The sequence below is a fragment of the Hyphomicrobium sp. ghe19 genome, assembly GCF_902712875.1.
In the GTDB taxonomy this organism is placed as follows: domain Bacteria; phylum Pseudomonadota; class Alphaproteobacteria; order Rhizobiales; family Hyphomicrobiaceae; genus Hyphomicrobium_B.
The window spans coordinates 4,377,101-4,396,899 of the sequence record NZ_LR743509.1; the positions used below are offsets into that span (position 1 = coordinate 4,377,101).

At 61.5% G+C, this 19,799-nt stretch carries 18 protein-coding genes, 1 tRNA gene and 1 pseudogene; 13 read left to right on the top strand and 7 right to left on the bottom strand.

Annotated features, from left to right (window positions below; all coding sequences use genetic code 11):
• The first annotated feature begins 10 nt into the window (after window positions 1–10).
• Genes AACL53_RS20825 through AACL53_RS20835 form a run of 3 tightly spaced genes read left to right on the top strand, consistent with a single transcriptional unit; the run spans window position 11 to window position 2,759 of the window.
• A complete protein-coding gene (locus tag AACL53_RS20825; RefSeq protein WP_339087011.1) occupies window positions 11–838 on the top strand; it encodes an SURF1 family protein in 828 nt (275 codons plus the stop codon).
• Between the two features lie 6 nt (window positions 839–844).
• Window positions 845–2,236 carry an ATP-binding protein gene (locus tag AACL53_RS20830; protein ID WP_339086549.1) on the top strand — a complete coding sequence of 464 codons (1,392 nt, stop codon included), beginning with the start codon at window positions 845–847 and terminating at the stop codon, window positions 2,234–2,236.
• Window positions 2,226–2,759, top strand: coding sequence for a response regulator transcription factor (locus AACL53_RS20835; RefSeq protein WP_339086550.1), 534 nt, complete (start codon window positions 2,226–2,228; stop codon window positions 2,757–2,759). Before AACL53_RS20830 ends, AACL53_RS20835 begins: the two co-directional genes overlap by 11 nt.
• A gap of 15 nt (window positions 2,760–2,774) precedes the next feature.
• Here AACL53_RS20835 and AACL53_RS20840 read toward each other — a convergent pair whose 3' ends face one another.
• Window positions 2,775–3,707, bottom strand: a complete 933-nt coding sequence (locus AACL53_RS20840) for a glycosyltransferase 61 family protein (protein ID WP_339086551.1) — start codon at window positions 3,705–3,707, stop codon at window positions 2,775–2,777.
• Between the two features lie 173 nt (window positions 3,708–3,880).
• Window positions 3,881–3,957 (bottom strand) — tRNA-His (locus tag AACL53_RS20845).
• A gap of 302 nt (window positions 3,958–4,259) precedes the next feature.
• On the opposite strand from AACL53_RS20845, the gene AACL53_RS20850 reads away from it, so the two are divergent.
• The 3 genes from AACL53_RS20850 to AACL53_RS20860 all read left to right on the top strand — a co-directional run bounded on the left by AACL53_RS20850 (window position 4,260) and on the right by AACL53_RS20860 (window position 6,711).
• On the top strand, window positions 4,260–4,454 hold the full coding sequence (locus AACL53_RS20850; RefSeq protein ID WP_339086553.1) for a hypothetical protein: 195 nt from the start codon (window positions 4,260–4,262) through the stop codon (window positions 4,452–4,454).
• Between the two features lie 189 nt (window positions 4,455–4,643).
• Window positions 4,644–5,885 (top strand): sensor histidine kinase KdpD, encoded by a 1,242-nt coding sequence (locus AACL53_RS20855; protein ID WP_339086555.1) that lies wholly within the window; start codon window positions 4,644–4,646, stop codon window positions 5,883–5,885.
• A 301-nt stretch (window positions 5,886–6,186) separates the two neighbouring features.
• The gene (locus tag AACL53_RS20860; protein WP_339086557.1) at window positions 6,187–6,711 is read left to right on the top strand and encodes a hypothetical protein; all 525 of its coding nucleotides are present in this window, start codon (window positions 6,187–6,189) and stop codon (window positions 6,709–6,711) included.
• Window positions 6,712–6,735: 24 nt separating this feature from the next.
• Here AACL53_RS20860 and glpD read toward each other — a convergent pair whose 3' ends face one another.
• The 3 genes from glpD to AACL53_RS20875 form a co-directional block, all read right to left on the bottom strand.
• Window positions 6,736–8,280, bottom strand: a complete 1,545-nt coding sequence (glpD, locus tag AACL53_RS20865; RefSeq protein WP_339086558.1) for a glycerol-3-phosphate dehydrogenase — start codon at window positions 8,278–8,280, stop codon at window positions 6,736–6,738.
• Window positions 8,281–8,320: 40 nt separating this feature from the next.
• Complete coding sequence (locus AACL53_RS20870; protein WP_339086560.1) at window positions 8,321–10,252, bottom strand: sodium:solute symporter family transporter; 1,932 nt, start codon at window positions 10,250–10,252, stop codon at window positions 8,321–8,323.
• Window positions 10,253–10,660: 408 nt separating this feature from the next.
• Window positions 10,661–11,194: a copper chaperone PCu(A)C gene (locus AACL53_RS20875; protein ID WP_339086561.1), complete on the bottom strand. Its 534-nt coding sequence runs from the start codon at window positions 11,192–11,194 to the stop codon at window positions 10,661–10,663.
• A gap of 141 nt (window positions 11,195–11,335) precedes the next feature.
• Between AACL53_RS20875 and coaBC the strand changes: the two genes are divergently transcribed.
• The 4 genes and pseudogenes from coaBC to AACL53_RS20895 all read left to right on the top strand — a co-directional run bounded on the left by coaBC (window position 11,336) and on the right by AACL53_RS20895 (window position 15,159).
• A complete protein-coding gene (gene coaBC / locus AACL53_RS20880; protein WP_339086562.1) occupies window positions 11,336–12,607 on the top strand; it encodes a bifunctional phosphopantothenoylcysteine decarboxylase/phosphopantothenate--cysteine ligase CoaBC in 1,272 nt (423 codons plus the stop codon).
• Window positions 12,604–13,044, top strand: a pseudogene (gene dut, locus AACL53_RS20885) (dUTP diphosphatase); the annotation flags it as partial. The gene coaBC and the pseudogene dut, both read left to right, overlap by 4 nt.
• 243 nt (window positions 13,045–13,287) lie before the next feature.
• Window positions 13,288–14,289: a cysteine synthase A gene (gene cysK, locus AACL53_RS20890; protein ID WP_339086564.1), complete on the top strand. Its 1,002-nt coding sequence runs from the start codon at window positions 13,288–13,290 to the stop codon at window positions 14,287–14,289.
• A gap of 33 nt (window positions 14,290–14,322) precedes the next feature.
• A complete protein-coding gene (locus AACL53_RS20895) occupies window positions 14,323–15,159 on the top strand; it encodes a HesA/MoeB/ThiF family protein (protein WP_339086565.1) in 837 nt (278 codons plus the stop codon).
• A 74-nt stretch (window positions 15,160–15,233) separates the two neighbouring features.
• On the opposite strand, the gene AACL53_RS20900 is transcribed toward AACL53_RS20895, so the two are convergent.
• Window positions 15,234–16,232: a D-glycerate dehydrogenase gene (locus tag AACL53_RS20900; protein ID WP_339086567.1), complete on the bottom strand. Its 999-nt coding sequence runs from the start codon at window positions 16,230–16,232 to the stop codon at window positions 15,234–15,236.
• A gap of 300 nt (window positions 16,233–16,532) precedes the next feature.
• On the opposite strand from AACL53_RS20900, the gene AACL53_RS20905 reads away from it, so the two are divergent.
• Window positions 16,533–17,111 (top strand): SH3 domain-containing protein, encoded by a 579-nt coding sequence (locus AACL53_RS20905; protein WP_339087012.1) that lies wholly within the window; start codon window positions 16,533–16,535, stop codon window positions 17,109–17,111.
• A gap of 51 nt (window positions 17,112–17,162) precedes the next feature.
• Here AACL53_RS20905 and irrA read toward each other — a convergent pair whose 3' ends face one another.
• Entirely contained in the window at window positions 17,163–17,576 is a 414-nt protein-coding gene (gene irrA, locus AACL53_RS20910) for an iron response transcriptional regulator IrrA (protein WP_339086568.1), read from the bottom strand.
• 299 nt (window positions 17,577–17,875) lie between these two features.
• Between irrA and fabA the strand changes: the two genes are divergently transcribed.
• Both fabA and fabB read left to right on the top strand, forming a co-directional pair.
• Window positions 17,876–18,400 carry a 3-hydroxyacyl-[acyl-carrier-protein] dehydratase FabA gene (gene fabA / locus AACL53_RS20915; protein ID WP_339086569.1) on the top strand — a complete coding sequence of 175 codons (525 nt, stop codon included), beginning with the start codon at window positions 17,876–17,878 and terminating at the stop codon, window positions 18,398–18,400.
• Between the two features lie 66 nt (window positions 18,401–18,466).
• A complete protein-coding gene (gene fabB / locus AACL53_RS20920; RefSeq protein WP_339086571.1) occupies window positions 18,467–19,699 on the top strand; it encodes a beta-ketoacyl-ACP synthase I in 1,233 nt (410 codons plus the stop codon).
• Window positions 19,700–19,799 lie beyond the last annotated feature (100 nt).

Genomic DNA, 19,799 nt, shown 5'->3' on the forward strand with positions numbered 1-19,799 from the left:
GGACGAAGGACTGGATGGCGGGCGCGCGAAGCGCCCGCGTTCGGCCTTTTCTCTCGCCATACTCGGCATCATAGGACTTCTCGGCATCGCCGGTTTGTTGTCGCTCGGCGTCTGGCAGGTCGAACGCCGCGCGTGGAAGCTCGATCTTATCGAACGTGTCGAGCAGCGGGTTCACTCTCAGCCAACGGCCGCACCTGGTCCTGCCGACTGGACGTCGATCGACGCCAAGACCGACGAATATCGCCGGGTCACCGCCACCGGTCATTTCCGCAACGATCGTGAAGCGCTCGTCACTGCCGTGACGAACGATGGGGCGGGCTATTGGGTCGTGACGCCGCTCGAGACCAAGGATGGCTTCACGGTTCTCGTCAATCGCGGGTTTGTGCCGCCGGATCGCCGGGACCCGGGGGCGCGCGCTGCCGGCGCGCCGGACGGCGACGTGACGGTGACGGGTCTACTTCGTCTGACCGAGCCGAAGGGCGCCTTTCTGCGGAGCAACGATCCGGCTGCGAACCGATGGTTTTCCCGGGATGTGGAAGCGATTGCGGCCGCGCGGAGCCTGACGAACGTCGCGCCCTATTTCATCGATGCGGATGCAACGCCAAACCCCGGCGGATTCCCTGTCGGCGGATTGACCGTGGTCGCCTTCCATAACAATCACCTCGTCTATGCGTTGACTTGGTTCACGCTGGCGTTGATGCTCGCGGTGGCGACGGTCCGGGTCGCGCGCGAGGAAATTCGCATTCGGCGGACGGCTCAGGCATCTGAGGCCGTCGGCAAGACCGGAACTTCCATGGCGGATGGATCTGTTCCGCCGCCGGAGCGACATAGGACTTAGCGCGACATGCTGGGCCGCACTGAGACAGTCTCCGGTTCGGCAAGCGAAGACGGGCCGGCTGTTTCAGATGGCGTTACGGGCGGCGATGCCCGGAATGTTTCTGGGGCTCCACCAGCGGGCGATCCTGCCGCTACCCAGAACATGCTGCTGCTGATCCAGCTTCGCTGGATCGCCGTCGCGGGTCAGATTGCGACGATTGTTTTCGTCGAGTTCGTCCTTGGCATCGGCCTGCCGCTTTTGCCGATGGCCGTGATCATCGCGGGTCTGATCGCACTTAATCTCGCAAGCCTTGCGTGGCTCAGAAACGGCCGGGATGCCGGCGACGCCGCTCTGCTCGGCGCGCTGATGTTCGACGTGGCTGCCTTGACCGCGCAACTCTACTTCAGCGGCGGCGCGACGAACCCGTTCACGTTCCTCTATCTCTTGCAGGTGACGCTCGCCGCCGTGCTGCTCGACCGGCGCTCGACGTGGGCGGTCGTCGCCGCGACATGCGCGAGCTTCGCGCTGCTCACCGTCGATTACCGGCCGCTCTCCGTGCCGGAAGGCTTCGGCGACCTCTTCAAGCTTCATATCGCCGGAATGCTCATCTGCTTTGCGCTCGATGCGGCTTTGCTCGTGGTGTTCGTGACGCGCATCACGCGCAATCTTCGGGAGCGCGACGCGCGGCTTGCGGCCTTGAAGCAGCACGCTGTCGAGGAAGATCACATCGTTCGCATGGGCCTTCTGGCCTCCGGCGCGGCGCATGAACTCGGTACGCCGCTCGCATCGCTCTCTGTCATTCTCGGAGACTGGCGGCGTGTACCGGCGATCGCATCGAGCCCTGAGTTGCTGGAAGAGGTCGAGGAAATGCAGGCGGCGGTGAAGCGCTGCAAATCGATCCTGACCGGCGTGCTGTTATCGGCCGGCGAAGCCCGCGGAGAAGCGCCGCGCGTGACGACGGTCAATACCTTCGTCAACGAGCTCGTTGAAGAATGGCGCGGCGCCCGGTCGCCGGCATCGCTCGATTATACCAACGCGTTCGGCGCGGATCTTCCGATCGTGTCGGACTCGACGCTGAAGCAGGTCGTCTTCAACGTGATCGACAATGCTTACGATTCGTCTCCCGCATGGATCGGCGTTTTCGTCGAACGCATCGGAGACGCGCTCGCCATCCGCGTTTCGGATCGTGGACCAGGTTTTGCGCCGCAGATGCTCGCCCAGTTCGGCAAGCCCTATCAATCAAGCAAGGGGCGGCCGGGCGGCGGCCTTGGGCTGTTCCTCGTGGTGAATGTGATACGCAAGCTCGGGGGCAGCGTCTCAGCGGCCAATCGGCCCCAGGAACATGGAGGCGGCGCAACTGTGACGCTGAAGTTGCCGCTCGCCGCCTTGGCCCTCGGAGCGCGATCGCATGGAAACTAATCGCACGCTTGTGATCGTCGAAGACGATGCCGCCTTCGCGAACACGCTGAAGCGATCGTTCGAGCGGCGCGAGTATGTGGTCGACGTCGCACCGGGGCGCGAGGCCCTGGAGGCGATTTTGGAAGTGCGGACGCCGGGCTATGCGGTCGTCGATCTGAAGCTCAACGGTGAATCCGGGCTCGCGTGCGTCGAGGCTTTGCACGCGCACGATCCGTCGACGGTGATTGTCGTGCTGACGGGATTTGCGAGTATCGCCACGGCGGTCGAGGCGATCAAGCTCGGCGCGCGGCATTACCTCGTGAAGCCGTCGAGTTCGGACGACATCGAGGAAGCGTTCGGCAGGACCGAGGGCGACAGCGCCGTTGCGCTGACCGAGCGGCCGACGTCTATCAAGACGCTCGAATGGGAGCACATCCACCAGACGCTGGTGGACACAGGTTTCAACATTTCGGAAGCCGCGCGGCGGCTTGGCATGCACCGGCGGACGCTGGCGCGGAAATTGGAGAAGCGGCAGGTGAAGTGATGCGTTCGCGCTCAATCACCAATGCGATCGCAAGAGATTTCCAATTCTGGCGAATAGGCCGCCGGAATTTCTAGGCTTCGCTTTATCGCTTACTATTTTTGCGAGCGCCCGCGCCAGCATCTCGCAATCTATGGGTCCGTGACTTTGCCCCTGCGCCAGCGAATGATAACGCTGACCAAGACAGTGGGCCAAGGACTTGAAGTGGTCAGATTTTTGAGTGCGGTCGCGCGGGATGATCTCGACGACGTCCAGCTTCTCGTCGGCCCATACCAGATTCGTGAGGGCCGCTCCATGCTGCGCGATAACAATATCGGCCGTGTCGAATAGGGCAATCTGGAACGAGAGCGACCTTCCTTCCAACGTGCAGGGCAGCAAATTCAGATTCCGCGACAACAGAAAGTCGCTGCATTCCGAGAAATTTTTAATCGACCTCCTATCCCGGCCAGCGGATGTTATTTCGGAGTCACCTGTCGAATAGAGGAGCGTCGGGTCGCCTCTATCGATGAAGACGATTTTTGGTCCAGTGGCCGGGAACGCGTCACGCAACGCACGCTTCTCGCATTCCACGCCAGCGAATAATCTCGCTTCCAGTTCTCGCTTCAAGCATCTGAAAGCGGCCCGGTCGTAGTAGCTGCGGTTGTCGAAGCCGTAGATCGTCTTAAAGCGCAGTTTTGGATTGTTCGACGATCGCGCTTCATTGAGGAGCAGCGCATGCTCGAGCTTCGGAAGGATCTTTATGCCGTTGGGCAGAACCTCGCGGATGAGGCCGTCCATCGGCCCGCAACTTCTGACGCAGATCGTACTGGCGTCATCACGGAGCGTCGTGATCAGCTGGATCAGAGGTGCGAGGAAGCCCAGCAGGAAATGGTAGTAGTGCTCGACGGAGCCCTTGCGATTTACGATATCGACGACCAATGCTTCAGCGAGATCGGTCGAAATTTCCGTCACACGCGCCTTCCCCCCGGTTGGCCGGAAAGGACGTTAGCGGATTTTATTGGGAAGGAGTATAAATATCGGTGTGCGGCATTGAATGTTGATCACCGACACGACTGGTGGAGCGGTGGCGTCCATGCCCTAATCCAGGACAAGATCAAAATTGCTCGGGGAGTATCGGATGGAATTGGTACCGCCTCCCAGATTTGAACCGGGGACCTCTAGATCCACAATCTAGCGCTCTAACCAACTGAGCTAAGGCGGCATGCCAAATGGCCTGGGACGATTTTAGGGCAATCGGGCGGGGCGTTGCACGTGCAAATCACCGCGTCGTCGCGCTTTAATGAATCCCGGCTACAGCGCGTTCCCGATGGGAGCGCACGCCGCGTGTTTCCAACACAGCGGGAGCCTAGGGTCAAGGGCGACTTATGGCTCTCGCCTTGAGTTTACCTGTTTTTGTGTGCCCTTACAGATCGTAGCGGCAACGCGAGGAACCCGAACGGTCCCGTTGCGTTCGTACGCCAATTGGTTCATCACGACGCTGTTTCCGGGGGGATGCAGAACACCATGACGCTTTGCCCTTATAGTTCCGACGAGCTCAAGGACCTCCATCGGCTGCTTAAGAGCATCATCGAAGAAGCTCACGAGCGGTCGCTCAACATTCCCGACGACGACATCATCGAGAAATTGTTCGATCTGGCCGACCACGGCGAGCGAGATCCTGTGAAGCTGCGCGCAGCCGTGCTGGATAAGGCCGCCTGAGTCGTGGCCTGAACTGAGCTCTACCCGAGATTGTAGTCCGATGCGTTTGGGGTGGGCCGTGCTCGCGGGCGGCCCCTCTCGCCGCCGATGACAGTGGAAAATCACGCGTTTGCCGTTATGGCCGTCCGCAAATCACGTAGATGATCGTGGTGCGTTGCGCATGAGCCTTTTGAACGGGCGATTTTCCCTATGGCGGTCTCCGCTAAACCCGCAATGCCGGCGATGCCGATCCGGCGCGATGATCCTGCGCTACTCGACGCCGCGCCCGCGACGCAGGCCGTCATTACGATCGATCCAGAGGCCGCTGAAATTCTCGGTGCGACCCCTTCAGGGGCTGCTGCGCTCGGGCTTTTTCCCTATGCGTCGTTTCCCATTGCGCTCGATCCCGCAACGCCCGCCCTCGCGAGGCTGCGTCAGATCGCGCCCCAGGTCGCGCTTCAGGGCGATTACCGCAAGGGGGATGTCGAGACGCTGGTGTTCTGGAACAGCGGCCTCCTGAAGCGCTTGAAATGCCGGGTCACGAGGCAGGGCAAAAAAGGCTCGAAAGTTCTGCTCCTTCACGTTGCCGACGAAGCCGAGACGCCGGATCCCGAGCAGAAAATTCCAGCGGCCGCGTCCTCCGGCAGTCGCAATTTGGCTCCGCTGTATGCGGCCGTAACCGCGGAAATCGATGCGTTGCGAGCGGCAGAAGCAGCCGATGCGACGGCGGTGGAGACCGCGCCTGCGCCACTCATCGTGATGGATGCCGATCATCTTGCGAAGCTCGCGCATGAGCTCAAAACGCCGCTGACGGCCATCGCCGCCGCTTCCGAGATCATGCGCGACGAACGGCTCGGCGAGATGAAGAACGAGCGATATCTGGGTTATGCGGCGGACATCCACGAAAGCGCGACACATGCGCTCGACGTCATCACGTCGTTGCTTTTGAACCGGGACCGGTCGTCGAGCGTGCCGGTGGCGCGGCTCATCGCGCTCGATCTCAATGCGATCGTGGAACGGACGGTGTCGAGCGTGCAGGCGCTCGCGCAGTCGTGCGGATTGACCCTCGAGTTCAAGAGCGACGGTAGCAGCCCGCACGTCGTCGCCAATCCGACCGCGCTTCGCCAGATCCTGCTGAACCTGTTGACGAACGCTATCAAGTTCACGCCGCGCGGCGGAGATGTTCGCGTGGAGACGGGCCATATCGGCGACGGGCGCGTTTTCCTTGTCGTGAGCGATACGGGCCGCGGCATGAATGGAACGCGTTCGGCCGCCTACAGGGCGTCCGCCGCAGAATTGCAGCCGCCTTGGGCGGCCAGCACGGGTATCGGCCTGCCGCTCGTTGCGCGTCTCGTTCGCGAGATGGGCGCCGAGTTCGAGATCGAAAGTATTCCCGAAGGCGGAACTGCCGCACTGATCGTTTTCGGCGACTTCTCGCGCCGGATGGGGTAGCCGGCCAGGCTGTTGAACGCGCCCGGTTAGCCAGTTGAAAATTATAAAAATTCTAATGTAAGCGCAGCCGCTTACAAATGGTTGACCGAGCCATCTTCCTCGCGCTAGCTCAAAGGTAAGGCGTCATCGCGATGCCCGCGCCATCGTTGGCGCTAACCGATACCGGGGCCTTGAACCCTGATTATTGGAGTCGAAATGACAGTTGCTCTCTGGGCGCTCGATAGCGCCACCAATTCCGACGCCGGTTGCCGCTCCAGCTCATGCGCAAATTCCACGCGCTTCTCGGCGGAGATTTGCAACAATGGCTAATTCGGCATCGAACACCTCCATCCAGCATGTGCGCCGCTCGGCCAAGGTCGTGCCGCTTCCCGCGCGCGCGCCGGAACGGCTCGTTGGCGTCGGCTTCCGTTGCTGGCTTGCCGGCTTGTCGACCGGCGACATCAAGTGCTGGGAAGATGCGTGGAACACGTTCTCAGGCATGCTCGGCCCCGAGAATGCCAAGACGTTGCTTCTCGATCTTTCGAAGTTCGTTCGCGCGGTGAAAGCCAGTGCTCAGCGCGACATCGAAATCTCACCGGCCGGCTGCCGCAGTTTCTGCCGCGACGAGTGTCTCGCGATCTCGATCATCGCTGCCTGTCAGCATAATGAGCGGCAGGCTTTGACGGCGTCGGTTTCGGCACTGATCGGCACCGAGGACATCGGCGACACCTTGAATGGTGCGCTGGCGCTCGCGGCCGCTCTTCGCAGCGCCAATCAGTTGCTCTGCGCGGAATCGGTATGCCCTGCGACGTGTGCTCTTCGCGCTCAACGCCGCCGCTTGATGTAAGCGCGCCTCGCCAGCCGGCGGGGATCAAGATTTGTCGAGACAGGCTTGGACGCGATCGGCGATGCGCGTGCTGTCGCCTTTGAGGTGCAAGCCTGTCTTCGTTCGCCGCCAGAGAACGTCGGTTGCGGTCTCAGCCCATTCTTCTGATTTCAGATAGGCGATTTCGCGCGCGGTGAGGCCGCCGCCGAAGTCTTCGCCAAGGTCTTTTGCGGACGTGGCGCCCGCAATGATCTTCGAGGTTCGCGTGCCGTGCCGCCGGGCGAGCCTGCGAAGGAAGCCCTGCTCGAACCCGCGGTTTTCGGGCGCGAAGTGTTCAAACCAAACATCGAAAGTTCGGCCACCAAGATCGCCGCCCGGCAGCGGCGTCCATCGTGTCCGGCTCGGATGCATTTGCGGAAAATACGGGTGCAGTAATTTCAGTGCCGCCTCTGCGAGCTTGCGATAGGTGGTGATCTTGCCGCCGATCACGTGAAGAAGGGGCGGCTCTTCATTGGCCGCAAGATTGAGCCGGTAATCGCGGCTTACAGCGGACGCGCTTTCGCTGCCGTCGTCCTCGAGAGGGCGCACGCCGGCGAAACTCCAAACGATGTCACTGTGCGTGATGCGCTCGCGGAAAAAGCGATTGGCGGCGTCGAGCAGGTAATCTTCTTCTTCGCGCGAGGCGCTGGCGTTGCGCGGATCGCCCGCGAATGTTTCCTCGGTCGTTCCGATCAATGTGAAGGCGTCTTCGAACGGCAGCGCGAAAACGATGCGGCCGTCCGGGTTTTGAAAGGTGTAAGCGTCGTCGGCGCCGGCGATGCGCGGCACGGTAATATGGCTGCCTTTGACCAATCTGACTGTTGGTCGTGCCGCATTCCGCTGGCCTGTCGCGAGGGCTGCCACTTTCGCAACCCAAGGTCCGGCAGCATTGACGACGGCGCGGGCTGCAACGCGCCGTCCTGAATTTCCGAGAGCGGCTGTCCAAACGCCATTTTCGGCTTCTAAGCCGGTGACGGGCGTTCTCGTTGCGATGCGTGCTCCCGCTTCGCGCGCGGCGATCGCGTTCAGAACGACGAGACGGGAATCGTCGACCGCGCAGTCCCAATACGTGAAGCCGCGACGCAATTCGGAAACGAGCGGCGCGCCAGCTGGATCTCGCCGCAGGTCGATGGCGTGCGACGCGCCGAGGGACTCGCGGGAGGCCAGATGATCATAGAGAAAAAGTCCCGCGCGCATCATCAGCTCATGTCGCATGCCGGCGACTTGCGGGAGGATGAAGCGCATCGGGCGGATGATGTGCGGCGCTTTCGCGAGAAGCACTTCGCGCTCGGCCAATGCTTCGCGAACGAGCCGGAATTCAAAATGTTCGAGGTAGCGGAGGCCGCCGTGGATGAGTTTGGAGCTTGCCGATGACGTTGCGCCCGCAAGATCGTCCGCTTCGGCGAGGAAAACCGACAGGCCACGCATCGCCGCATCGGCGGCTATTCCCGCGCCGTTGATGCCGCCGCCAATCACGAGGAGATCGTAAATCTCGTCAGCCATTGCGTTGGTGCCGTCGTGCGTTGCGCCGCTTCTCGGACGCGTGGTCACGCGCCCAACTCTAGGCGACTCGTTCGCGCGCGCGAAGGTTTCAGGCGGGCGCTTCGGGCGTCTTTTTTCGCGATCGCAGCAGAAGGCTGATCAAAAGTCCTGCAATGAAGCCCGCAGGGACAGCGACGAGCGTGATGGCTGCCGGTTTCAGGCCGCCCCAGTTGGCAATCGTCGTGACGTGCTTGACGAGCGCCGCGTGCGCGAGTGCTGCGGCCTCAGGGGTCGTCGCTGCGGCGAGTGCAGCCTGGAGCTCCACGAAGCGTTTTGCGGCCGCTGGCGGCGCATCCGAAAGGCCACCCGAAAGGCTGAACAGTTCAACCGGCCAGATGTGGACACCGAGCAGATAGGCGGCGGTGATCAGCGTTCCGACGAGCATCGCTGCAATCGCGCCGGAGGCGTTCATATGGCGCCAGTGCAGCCCAAGAACGAGCGACGGGAAGATACCTGCGGCCAGCAACGCAAAGCCTTCGGCGGCGAGCAGCCCCGTTCCGATAGCGGCAAAGAGCGCTACCAGCGCGCCAACGACGAGAAGTGTTCCGCCGACCGACACCGAACGAAAATCCATATCGGGCGAGCGCTCGTCACGCGTCATTCTGATCTCGCGATCGGCGACGACGATCGAGGAGATAAGCGCGTTTCCGACGAGCACCGACGCGAGCACGACCGCGAGCAGCAGCGGATATTCCAACACGGGGCTGAGGCCCGAAATCATGGGTGCAGCGACGACGAAGCCGTCCGTCGTGAACGCCAGATCCTGAAGTCTCAGGAAGCCGCGCTGTCCGGAAGCCTTGGCGCACGCCGCGGCAAGATCGGCCGATGCGATAGAGGTCTGGTCGCAGACTTTCACCCAGCCGTGCGCACTCGCCTCGGCGAACGATTGGGGAATCGCAGCAATTTCGATGCCTTTGGACATCACCTCTTCGAAGCCGATGCGGCTGTAGATCGCGAGCGGCGGAAGACTGGCGATCAGAATGGCGACGGCGACGAGGGCCACCGCCGTCCGCTTCACGGCTCCGCCTGGAGCGACAGCCGATTGCGACACGTGACGCCCGAGCAGATGGGGCGCCGCGACGACGCCGAGCGCGACTGCGAGCAGGAGGCCCGCGAAATTCCGCATAGAAAGAAGCAGGAATGGCGACGTCATCGGCGTCAAGGATTTGACGTCCGACAACCGATTGACGACGAGCGCCTGATTGAGGTTGGCGTGGCTTTCAAGGGCAGATCCGAGCGAGAAGTGCGGCATCGCCGAGCCGCTTGCAAAGACTGCGAGTGCAATGAGTGTTGCGAGCAGTCCGACGGCGACGGCGACAAAGCCCAATCCGCCGCTCATTTTTGCCGGCGCAAAGAATGTGCCTGCAAGCCAAGTCGCTGCGATCGCGACCGTGATACCGAGGATCGCCTGGTGCATCGGGATGTTGATGAGGCTCTGCAACGCGAGCGAACCCGCTCTAATGTCGGCGGCCAGTAGCAGGCCCGTTGCAGCCGACGCGATGAGGAACGCCAAGCGACGCGTCAAGCTTCCGCCGTAGCGGATCGCGAAGAAGCCGCTGATCGATTGTACGGGATAAAGAACGAAGCGCGGCGCTACGAGAATTGCGAGCAAGGCAACGCCGGCGACGAGGCCGAGCGGTAGCGCCAGGCCGTCATAGCCCATTGCTGCGATGTAACCGGTGAAACCTAGAAGCGCGACTGCACCGACGATCTCGCCCGCGAATATGAGTGCAGGGCGGATGCCCTCGCGCGCGGGTACGCCGCCGGCTCTCCAAGCATAGAAAGCGACCAACGCAACGAGACCGATGATTGCGCCCTGCGCCGCAATCCAGAAGCCAAGCGGGAATCCGCCGATGCGAATGACATTGAGCGTCAGAGCCGACAACGGCAACGCAATCGCCAAGATCAGCCAAATCAGCAGGCTCGCCAGCAGCAGGCGACCAGAAGGCCGACTCGCGCCGGCAATATCCCCCAGACCCATTTTCACCCTCTCTGCGCCCCCGACACAGCATCCAAAGCGCGCTATTGGCGTCAGAAAGGCGTTACGATCAAGGCAGCGGACGCAATCGGCCTGCAGGCGCGGTTCGGGATATCGAGATCCGCGCGCGCGGTGCTGATCCTGAGAGAAGTCACGTGTTTGGAATTTGAAGGGTATTAGAACGCAATGGGGCGGTTCGTGTTACCGAACCACCCCGATAGCTTCGTCCCTAGACTTGGACCTTTATTCGTTTTTTGTCCTGCGACCGGTCCCGGCCATCGCAAGTGGCGGCACCATGTACCAAACGATCTTCTGCGTCAAGTCACCGCGCGACATAAATAATTTTCGATTTTTCGATGCCCGAAAGATGATCAGTTGCCGATCGCACGAAGGTCGTTTTGCGGCGTTGTTTTACTCATGTGGCATATCGTGGTGCATTGAGCCCATCGAATCATCAACGGGCTGCTTGGCAAGTCCGTGCGGGCCCATGGCGCCTGGCGCTTCGACGGTTCCTTCGACTTCGATGGGTCCGGCCTTTTCGAAGGTCAGCGTGAGCTTGACGAGGTCACCCTCTTTGAGCGGCTCTTTCAAACCCAGCAGCATGATGTGATCGGCCATCGGCTTCAGTACGAGGGATTGGCCGGGCTTCAGGTCGATGCCGTCGAGGCGGCGCATCTTCATGACATCGCCCTCCATCGTCATCGAATGGACTTCGCCGTTTGCGGCGACGGGCGATGAAACGCCGATCAGGCGGTCGGAGGTATCCTTGTCGGTCTTGATCTCGGCGAACGCCGCGCCGACTTTCTGGCCTTCCGGGGTCGCGCGCGCCCAGGGATGGGCAACCGTTACGCCTTTGACGGTCACCTCGTGGGCCTCAGCCAGGGCCGGCGCCAAGGCGGCGGCAAGGCCTGCCAGGATGGCAAGGGAAGGGATTTTGAAACGCATGGGTCAATTCCTCCAGAGTGCGCATTCCGGCGGATATAGGTCAAAACCGGATAAATGGCACGGGGGCGCCCGTGAAAACGGCAGTGAAATTTGCCCTCTTGGCGAACGGCTTAACCTCACGCTGCGGGGGAATGTGCTAAAATGTGTTTCTATCGAGCGGTAACGGGACTTAACGATTTGTCGTCGGCCAAGCGTATCCTACTGATCATCGGTGGCGGAATTGCTGCCTACAAGTGTCTGGACCTGATCCGGCGGCTCCGGGAGCGTGGCCATAGCGTTCGCGCCGTGATGACCAAGGCCGCCCATCATTTCGTGACGCCGCTTTCCGTCGGCGCATTGACGAACGAGCGGGTGCTGACCGACCTCTTCGATCTCGACGATGAACGGGAGATCGGGCACATCAGGCTGGCGCGTGACAATGATTTGATCGTCGTCGCACCGGCGACGGCCGATCTCATCGCGCGGATGGCCGGCGGCCATGCCGACGATCTCGCGACGGCCGTTCTGCTTGCGACCGAAAAGCCCGTCGTTCTCGCTCCCGCGATGAACCCTGCGATGTGGCGCAACCCGGCGACGCGCCGGAACGTTGCGCAGCTCAAGGCCGACGGCATCCGGATTATTGGGCCGGCTGTCGGCGAGATGGCGGAGCGCGGTGAAGCTGGGCCTGGCCGTCTCGTAGAGGTTCCCGATCTCATCGCTGCCATAGAAGGCGCATTCGAAGCGGGTGCATCCCGCGGCGGCGTCCTCGAAGGACGGCACGTCATCATCACGAGCGGTCCGACGCACGAACCCATCGATCCGATCCGCTATCTCGCGAACCGCTCATCAGGCAAACAGGGTTTCGAACTCGCGGCTGCGGCGGCCGAACTCGGCGCGCGCGTGACGCTGATCACCGGCCCCGTTTCGCTCAGCGAACCGGCTGGCGTCGAAATTGTCCGCATCAAGACCGCTGCAGAAATGCTGGAGGCGGTGAAGGCCGCATTACCCGCCGATATCGCAGTGTTCGCGGCGGCGGTCGCCGACTGGCGCGTCGAGACCATCCAGACCGAAAAGATCAAGAAGTCCGAGAAGGCGGGTGCGCCTACGCTTTCGCTCACGGAAAATCCGGACATCCTGAAGATGATCGCACGGCCGGGGCCAGAGCGACCGCGTCTTGTCATCGGGTTCGCGGCTGAAACGCAGAATGTATTGACCCATGCCCAAGCGAAGCTCAAATCCAAGCGCGCGGACTGGATCGTCGCCAACGACGTTTCGCCGTCGTCGGGTGTGATGGGCGGCGAAAACAATACCGTCCATTTGATCACCGCAAGCGGTGTGGATAGCTGGCCTGAGATGAGCAAGGCGAAGGTTGCAAGAAAACTCATGGAGCGCGCCGCGGAGCAGCTTCACGCCAAACGCACGGCCGCTGAATGAAGGTCAAGGTCAGGCGTCTCGAGCACGCAGAAGGTCTTCCACTTCCCGACTATCAGACGGCGGACGCTGCGGGGTTCGATCTCGTGGCGGCAGTTTCGGGCGATGTTGGTGTCACCATCGCGCCAGGAGCACGCGCGCTTATTCCGACGGGCTTGATCTTCGAGCTGCCACGCGGAATGGAAGCTCAGGTTCGTCCGCGATCGGGGCTTGCCGTGAAGCACGGCGTGACGGTTCTCAATAGCCCCGGCACGATCGACGCCGATTACCGAGGTGAAGTCGCTGTCATTTTGATCAATCACGGGACTGACCCGTTTGTCGTGGCGCGCGGTGAACGGGTCGCGCAAATGATTGTTGCTCCGGTTGCGCGCGTAAAACTCCGCGAGGCCAAAAGGCTGACTGCAACAAAAAGGGGTGCGGGCGGTTTCGGGTCTACGGGGATTAGCGAGGCCCCATCCCATGCCGTGACCGGGCGGCAGAAAGCCGTTGCCAAACGATCGAGCAAGGCGCAAAAAAAATCCCAAATGTGAGGTCACGTGCAGGTGCGTTAAGCACAAAAAGTGCAATGCTTATGGGCCTCTGTGCGCGTTCCTCACCTCTTGAGGGTGACCCTCGAACCTGCGAGAACCGTTCCCATATTGCGCACTGTGAGCGCGTCAATCCGAGGGCGAGTCGAGATAACCATGACAGACACGATTGAGATCAAAACACTCGAAGCCACGAAGAGCTGGGGGCGCGGCCGCGTCTACGAGAGCATCACCGAAACGATCGGTCATACGCCTCTCGTGCGACTCTCGAAGATCAAGGCGGCTGCGAAGCTCAATGCCGATATTTTGCTGAAGCTCGAATTCTTCAACCCGCTGTCGTCGGTCAAGGATCGCATCGGCGTCGCGATGGTCGACGCGCTGGAAGCGGAAGGCCGCATCAAGCCGGGCAAGACGGTGCTCATCGAGCCGACTTCGGGCAACACCGGTATCGGTCTCGCATTCGTCGCAGCGGCGCGTGGCTACCGGCTCATCCTCGTCATGCCCGAGACGATGTCGATCGAGCGCAGAAAAATCCTGTCGCACCTCGGCGCGGAACTCGAATTGACCCCGGGTGCTGGGGGCATGCCGGCAGCGGTCGCCAGAGCCGAAGAGATTGCGAAGACGCTTCCCGATGCGGTCATCCCCGGGCAGTTCGACAATCCGGCCAACCCGCTCGTTCATGCAAAGACGACGGCGGAAGAAATCTATAACGACACGAAGGGCAAGATCGACGCGCTCGTGATCGGTGTCGGCACCGGCGGCACGTTGACGGGTGTCGGCCAGGTCCTGAAGAAGCGCATTCCGGGTCTCAAGATATTTGCTGTGGAACCGACGACCAGCGCGATCCTCTCCGGTCAGCCGCGTGGTCCGCACAAAATCCAGGGCATCGGCGCCGGGTTCATTCCGGGCAATCTCGACCAAAGCCTGATCGATGAAGTCGTGACCGTTTCGAGCGATACCTCATTCGAAACATCACGCCTGGTTGCGAAGGTCGAAGGTATTCCCGGCGGTATCTCGACCGGCGCCAACGTCGCTGCTGCGATCACGGTCGCCGAGCGGCCTGAATTCGCGGGGAAGACGATCGTGACGTTTGCGCCGTCGTCCGCGGAGCGCTATTTCTCCAGCGAGCTCTTCGTCGATCCGCAGCCGAAGACCTAACCCACTCGCAACGCGCGAAAGATTATCGGCCCCATGGCACAGCTCACGTCAGACGAAGTGCAGCGCTACAAACGCCACCTCGTTCTGCGTGATGTGGGTGCTCCGGGGCAGCAAAAACTCAAGGCAGCGCGCGTACTCGTTATCGGCGCCGGCGGACTTGGTTCGCCGGTGGTCACTTATCTCGCTGCGGCGGGTGTCGGAACGATCGGCATCATCGACGACGACACCGTCTCAATCGATAACCTTCAACGCCAGATCGCGCATCGCACCGAGGATGCGGGAAGGCTGAAGGTCGACAGCGCCCGTGACGCGATCCTTCGCATCAATCCGCACGTCACCGTCGAGACTTATGCGGAGCGCATCGATGCGTCGAACGCGCTAGACATCATCTCGCGCTACGACATCGTTGCCGACGGCTCGGACAATTTCGCGACGCGTTATCTGGTTTCGGATGCGTGCTATTTTGCGAAGCGGCCGCTTGCCTATGCGGCGCTGGGATCGTTCGACGGCTACGTCTCGGTCTTCAAGCCGCACGAGAAAGATTCGCAGGGGAACCCTTACCCGTCACTCCGTTGCGTTTTTCCGGAAGCGCCTCCGGCGGGACTTGTCGCCAATTGTGAAGAGGTCGGCGTGCTCGGACCGGTCGCGGGTGCCGTCGGGACGTTGCAGGCAACGGAAGTCGTGAAAGAGCTGTTGGGTCTCGGCGAGAGCCTTGCCGGACGCCTGCTTATCTACGACGCGCTCGCCACGCGGTTTGAGGTTGTTACAATCGCTTGGGATCCGGACAATCCTCTGACGGGACGGGATCCGACGATTACCGATCTTGCGTCAGGTCAGACTGCCGCCAATCCGGCGTGCGCCGCGGAATAAATTTCAGAAAAATTTCGAGACTAAAGTTTTGAGACCGGCGGCGCCGCTTATCGTCGCCGCCGGTAAAACTCAGCTCAGAGCATCGCAGGATGAACGCGGTCGGGCGGCGCGTGCCCGTCGGCGAACGCCTTGATGTTGATGATCACCTTCTCGCCCATGTCGACGCGGCCTTCGATCGTCGCCGAGCTCATGTGCGGCAACGCGATGACGCGCTCCGACGCCAACAGCCGCGGATTGACGGCCGGCTCGTGCTCGAACACGTCGAGGCCTGCGCCCGCGATCGCGCCCGCTTCGAGAAGGCGAGCCAACTCGTTCTCGTCGACGACTTCACCGCGCGCCGTGTTGACGATGTAAGCCGACGGCTTCAGCAGCTTGAGCCGCCGTGCCGACAGCAGGTGATAGGTGCCGGGTGTGTGCGGGCAGTTGATCGACACGATGTCGACGCGCGTCAGCATCTGGTCGAGGCTTTCCCAGAACGTCGCCTCAAGCTCCGCCTCTATCTCTTCGAGGACGCGACGCCGGTTGTGATAGTGGATCTGCAAGCCGAACGCCTTGGCGCGACGGGCGACTGCCTGGCCGATGCGGCCCATGCCGACAATGCCGAGCCGCTTGCCGTAGATGCGGTGGCCGAGCATCCATGTCGGCGACCAGCCGGACCATTTTGTCGCGGGGTCGCGCATGTACGCTGCGCCTTCGGCGAGGCGCCTGGGCACCGCGAGGATGAGCGCCATCGTCATGTCGGCGGTATCTTCGGTCAGCACGCCGGGCGTGTTGGTGACCAGGATGCCCCGGTTGCGGGCGGTGTCGAGATCGACATTGTCGACGCCCGTTCCGAAGTTTGCGATGAGGCGAAGCTTCGGGCCGGCTTGCGTCAGCACGGCACGGTCGATGCGGTCAGTCACCGTCGGCACGAGGACGTCCGCGGTTTTGACGGCTTCGATCAGCTGAGCCTGACTGAGAGGCTTGTCTTCGATATTCAGGCGCGTGTCGAAAAGCTCGCACATCCGAGTCTCGACGACATCGGGCAGCTTGCGAGTGACGACGACAACAGGTTTCTTCTGGGGGGTGGGCATTCGTTTCCCGTTGCAAGAAATCGCGGCGTTCACATGTCCGTTGCGAGGCCGCTTGAGAAAGTGCGGCCCCGTGTCTATCAGATGGTCTTCGCGAAGACAAAGTCCTGAAATCAGTTGCGGACGCCTAAGACGAAGGCACGCTAGCCGTTTTCTTTGGCGAGCGCGGGGTTACACGCGGGGTTGCAGGCCGCTTCAATGACAATATCGTTCCTAGAGCATAGACACGCCCGGCCGCGGGTGGGGTTGCGGCTAACGCTTGGAAGCGGCTGGGCGACCGGCGTTCGGGCCATACAGGCCAAGATAGCGGGCGTGAGAGCAACGCGCCTCGGGGCAGCCCTCGCAGCTGCAGCAATCGCATTGGCCCTCGGAGCAATTGTGATAGCGCCTGTGGTGGTCTCTGGGCGCGCGGTGGCGGCTGATTCGCCGGCGCTCGCCGGAAGCGGCTTGCCGGTGCCGCGGTTCGTCAGTCTCAAGTCGGACAGGGTCAATCTCAGGAACGGGCCGGGGACCGATTACCCGACCTCATGGGTCTATCGGCGCGCCGGACTTCCACTGGAAGTCATCAAGGAATTCGAGATCTGGCGGCAGGTGCGCGACGCCGAGGGCGCCACGGGCTGGGTTTTGCAGTCGTTGCTGTCGGGCCGGAGAACGGCCCTCGTTCTGCCTTGGGAACGCAAGACCGGGAGTTCGCCGCCACTGGTGCCGATCATGGCGAGCGATAGCGAGCACACGAACGTGGTCGCGAATGTCGAAGCGGGTGTCATCGCCGACCTGCACATGTGCGACGGGCGCTGGTGCCGCGTAACGGTCGACCAATACAGCGGCTACATCGAGCAGAAGAAGCTCTGGGGCGTCTACGAAGGCGAGACGTTCAAGTAGGCCGTTACTTGTGATGACCGGCGATCGAGACGATCAGGTAGCTCTTTTGCCTCAAGCTTTCGTCAGGCGCACGACCACATCGACGTGCGTGATCTTGAGGCCTTCGGGCGGCTCGGGGAGGCCGGCGACGGTGATCGCATCGCCGGGGATGTCCATCAGCTCGCCGTTCGGCTCGAGCAAGAAGTGATTGTGATTGGATGTGTTGGTGTCGAAGTAGGCTTTCGAGCCCTCGATCGCCAACTCGCGCAGAAGACCCGCGCGCTTGAACTGATGCAGCGTGTTGTAAACGGTTGCGAGGGAGACGTGCTCGCCGAGGCCCGCGACTTCGGCGTGAAGCTGCTCGGCCGTCACGTGGCGGTCGCCGCCGTCGAACAGCAGCTTGCCGAGCGTCATGCGCTGCCGGGTCGGCCGGAGGCCCGCTTTTCGCAGGAGCTCTGGCGTGGAGAGCGGTGCTTCTGTTGCCATGCTTGCCGGAGATTTGTCAGACATTTGCGTTTGCAGAACCGTGATTGCGTCCCCACGTTGGACCAACATGATGTCAGTCCCTACGAAACGCGCCCAATTGATCTGAGTATAGTCACTTGCCTTAAAAGCCGCAACTTACGGCGAGAATGGGTCTTTAAGACCGGTCAACGCCCTGTTACACGCAGCGGCCAGCACTGCTAGGCGCAAGGGCAGGTGTATGTTACGACCCCCCTATCTTGACCTTCCCGGAGCATAATGTGAACGAACACCGCATAGTTGGCCATGAAACGAGGGGACCAGTGGCGGAACGCCGTTCGAGCTTCGAATTTGATGATTTGCTGGCCTGCGGGCGCGGCGAACTGTTTGGCCCGGGGAATGCGCAATTGCCGCTTCCGCCGATGCTTATGGTTGATCGCATCGCGTCGATCTCCGAAACCGGCGGCGCACACGGTAAAGGCCTCATCGTCGCCGAGCTCAAAGTTGCTGGCAACGAGCGCCTGGACTGGCTATTTGCTTGCCATTTCAAGGGCGATCCGGTGATGCCGGGATGTCTCGGTCTCGACGCTCTCTGGCAGTTGACGGGATTTTATCTCGGCTGGCTCGGTCTCACCGGCCAAGGCCGGGCTTCGGGCTGCGGCGAGGTCAAATTCACGCGTGAAGTTACGCCTGACGTAAAACTGCTCGAATATGTCATAGACATTAAACGGGTCATTGCCCGGAAGCTGAAGCTCGCAGAGGCCGACGGTGTCCTTAAGGCCGATGGCGAGGTGATATACACAGCCAAGGACCTAAGGGTCCTACTCAAGTCGAGCGAAGGCTCTTAAGCGTTTGCGCAGAGAGCCCGGCTGTCAAAGCGGGCGGCAGCAGGAACCGCGGGAGTGAACGAGCGCATGCGGCGCGTAGTTGTGACTGGCATGGGTGTGGTGTCCTCGATAGGGAACAACACCCAAGAAGTTCTCGCTTCGTTGAGAGAGGCGAAGTCCGGTATTTCTCGTGCGGAAAAGTACGCCGAGTTGGGCTTCAAATGCCAAGTCCACGGAGCCCCACAAATCGAGTGGGAGGCGATGGTTCCCCGGAAGCCGAAGCGCTTCATGGGGCCTGGCGTCGGCTGGAACTGGATCGCGATGGATCAAGCCATCCGCGATTCGGGCCTCGAGGCGTCTGACGTCGTCAACGAGCGCACCGGCATCATCGTCGGCTCGGGCGGACCGTCCACGCGCGCAATCGTCCAGGCGGCTGAAGTTACGCTCGAATCCGGCGGCCCGAAGAAGATCGGACCGTTCGAGGTGCCGAAGGCCATGTGCTCGGGCCCGTCCGCGGCGCTCGCTACGGCTTTCCAGATCAAGGGCGTTAACTATTCGATTTCGTCGGCTTGCGCGACAAGCTCGCACTGCATCGGCAATGCTGCCGAGATGATCCAGTGGGGCAAGCAGGACGTGATGTTCGCCGGTGGGTGCGAAGAACTCGATTGGACCTTGTCGAACCTCTTCGACGCGATGGGCGCCATGTCGACGCACTTCAATGACACACCGACGCGGGCAAGCCGCGCCTACGACAAGAATCGCGACGGTTTCGTCATCGCAGGCGGCGCTGGTGTCGTCGTGCTCGAGGAATTGGAGCACGCGAAAGCCCGTGGCGCCAAGATCTATGCTGAGATCGCAGGCTATGGCGCGACGTCCGATGGTTACGACATGGTCGCGCCGTCGGGCGAGGGTGCGGAGCGCTGCATGCGCTTGGCGCTCAAAGGATTCGACGGCAAAGGCTTGCCGAAAATCGATTATCTCAATCCGCACGGAACGGGCACACCCGTTGGCGACGCGAAAGAGATCGAGGCTATTCGTGCGGTGTTCGGTAGCAGCGCACCGGTCATCTCGGCGACGAAATCGTTAACCGGGCATTCGCTCGGCGCGATCGGCGTACAGGAAGCGATTTTCTCGCTTCTCATGATGAACAACGGTTTCATCTGCGAGAGCGCCAATATTGACGAGCTTGACCCGGCCTTCGCCGATATGCCAATCGCTCTGAAGCGTATAGACAACGCGGAACTTAACTGTGTGATGTCGAACAGCTTCGGATTTGGCGGCACAAATGCCACTCTTATCTTCCGCCGGCATGATGCCTGAGTAACGAAAGCTTTCCTGGTCGCCGCTAGGAAGTGCGTAGCGGCGGACGGTGAGGGCTATGAGAGTATATAAGCGCGGTGCCGGCTGGTTTGACGTTCGC

Bases quoted from the DNA above. Each gene is read 5' to 3' on its own strand.
- AACL53_RS20830 (WP_339086549.1), top strand. From the start codon at position 845: ATGCTGGGCCGCACTGAGACAGTCTCCGGTTCGGCAAGCGAAGACGGG.
- AACL53_RS20835 (WP_339086550.1), top strand. From the start codon at position 2,226: ATGGAAACTAATCGCACGCTTGTGATCGTCGAAGACGATGCCGCCTTC.
- AACL53_RS20850 (WP_339086553.1), top strand. From the start codon at position 4,260: ATGACGCTTTGCCCTTATAGTTCCGACGAGCTCAAGGACCTCCATCGG.
- AACL53_RS20855 (WP_339086555.1), top strand. From the start codon at position 4,644: ATGGCGGTCTCCGCTAAACCCGCAATGCCGGCGATGCCGATCCGGCGC.
- AACL53_RS20860 (WP_339086557.1), top strand. From the start codon at position 6,187: ATGGCTAATTCGGCATCGAACACCTCCATCCAGCATGTGCGCCGCTCG.
- AACL53_RS20870 (WP_339086560.1), bottom strand. From the start codon at position 10,252: ATGGGTCTGGGGGATATTGCCGGCGCGAGTCGGCCTTCTGGTCGCCTG.
- AACL53_RS20875 (WP_339086561.1), bottom strand. From the start codon at position 11,194: ATGCGTTTCAAAATCCCTTCCCTTGCCATCCTGGCAGGCCTTGCCGCC.
- coaBC (WP_339086562.1), top strand. From the start codon at position 11,336: ATGTGTTTCTATCGAGCGGTAACGGGACTTAACGATTTGTCGTCGGCC.
- cysK (WP_339086564.1), top strand. From the start codon at position 13,288: ATGACAGACACGATTGAGATCAAAACACTCGAAGCCACGAAGAGCTGG.
- AACL53_RS20895 (WP_339086565.1), top strand. From the start codon at position 14,323: ATGGCACAGCTCACGTCAGACGAAGTGCAGCGCTACAAACGCCACCTC.
- AACL53_RS20900 (WP_339086567.1), bottom strand. From the start codon at position 16,232: ATGCCCACCCCCCAGAAGAAACCTGTTGTCGTCGTCACTCGCAAGCTG.
- irrA (WP_339086568.1), bottom strand. From the start codon at position 17,576: ATGGCAACAGAAGCACCGCTCTCCACGCCAGAGCTCCTGCGAAAAGCG.
- fabB (WP_339086571.1), top strand. From the start codon at position 18,467: ATGCGGCGCGTAGTTGTGACTGGCATGGGTGTGGTGTCCTCGATAGGG.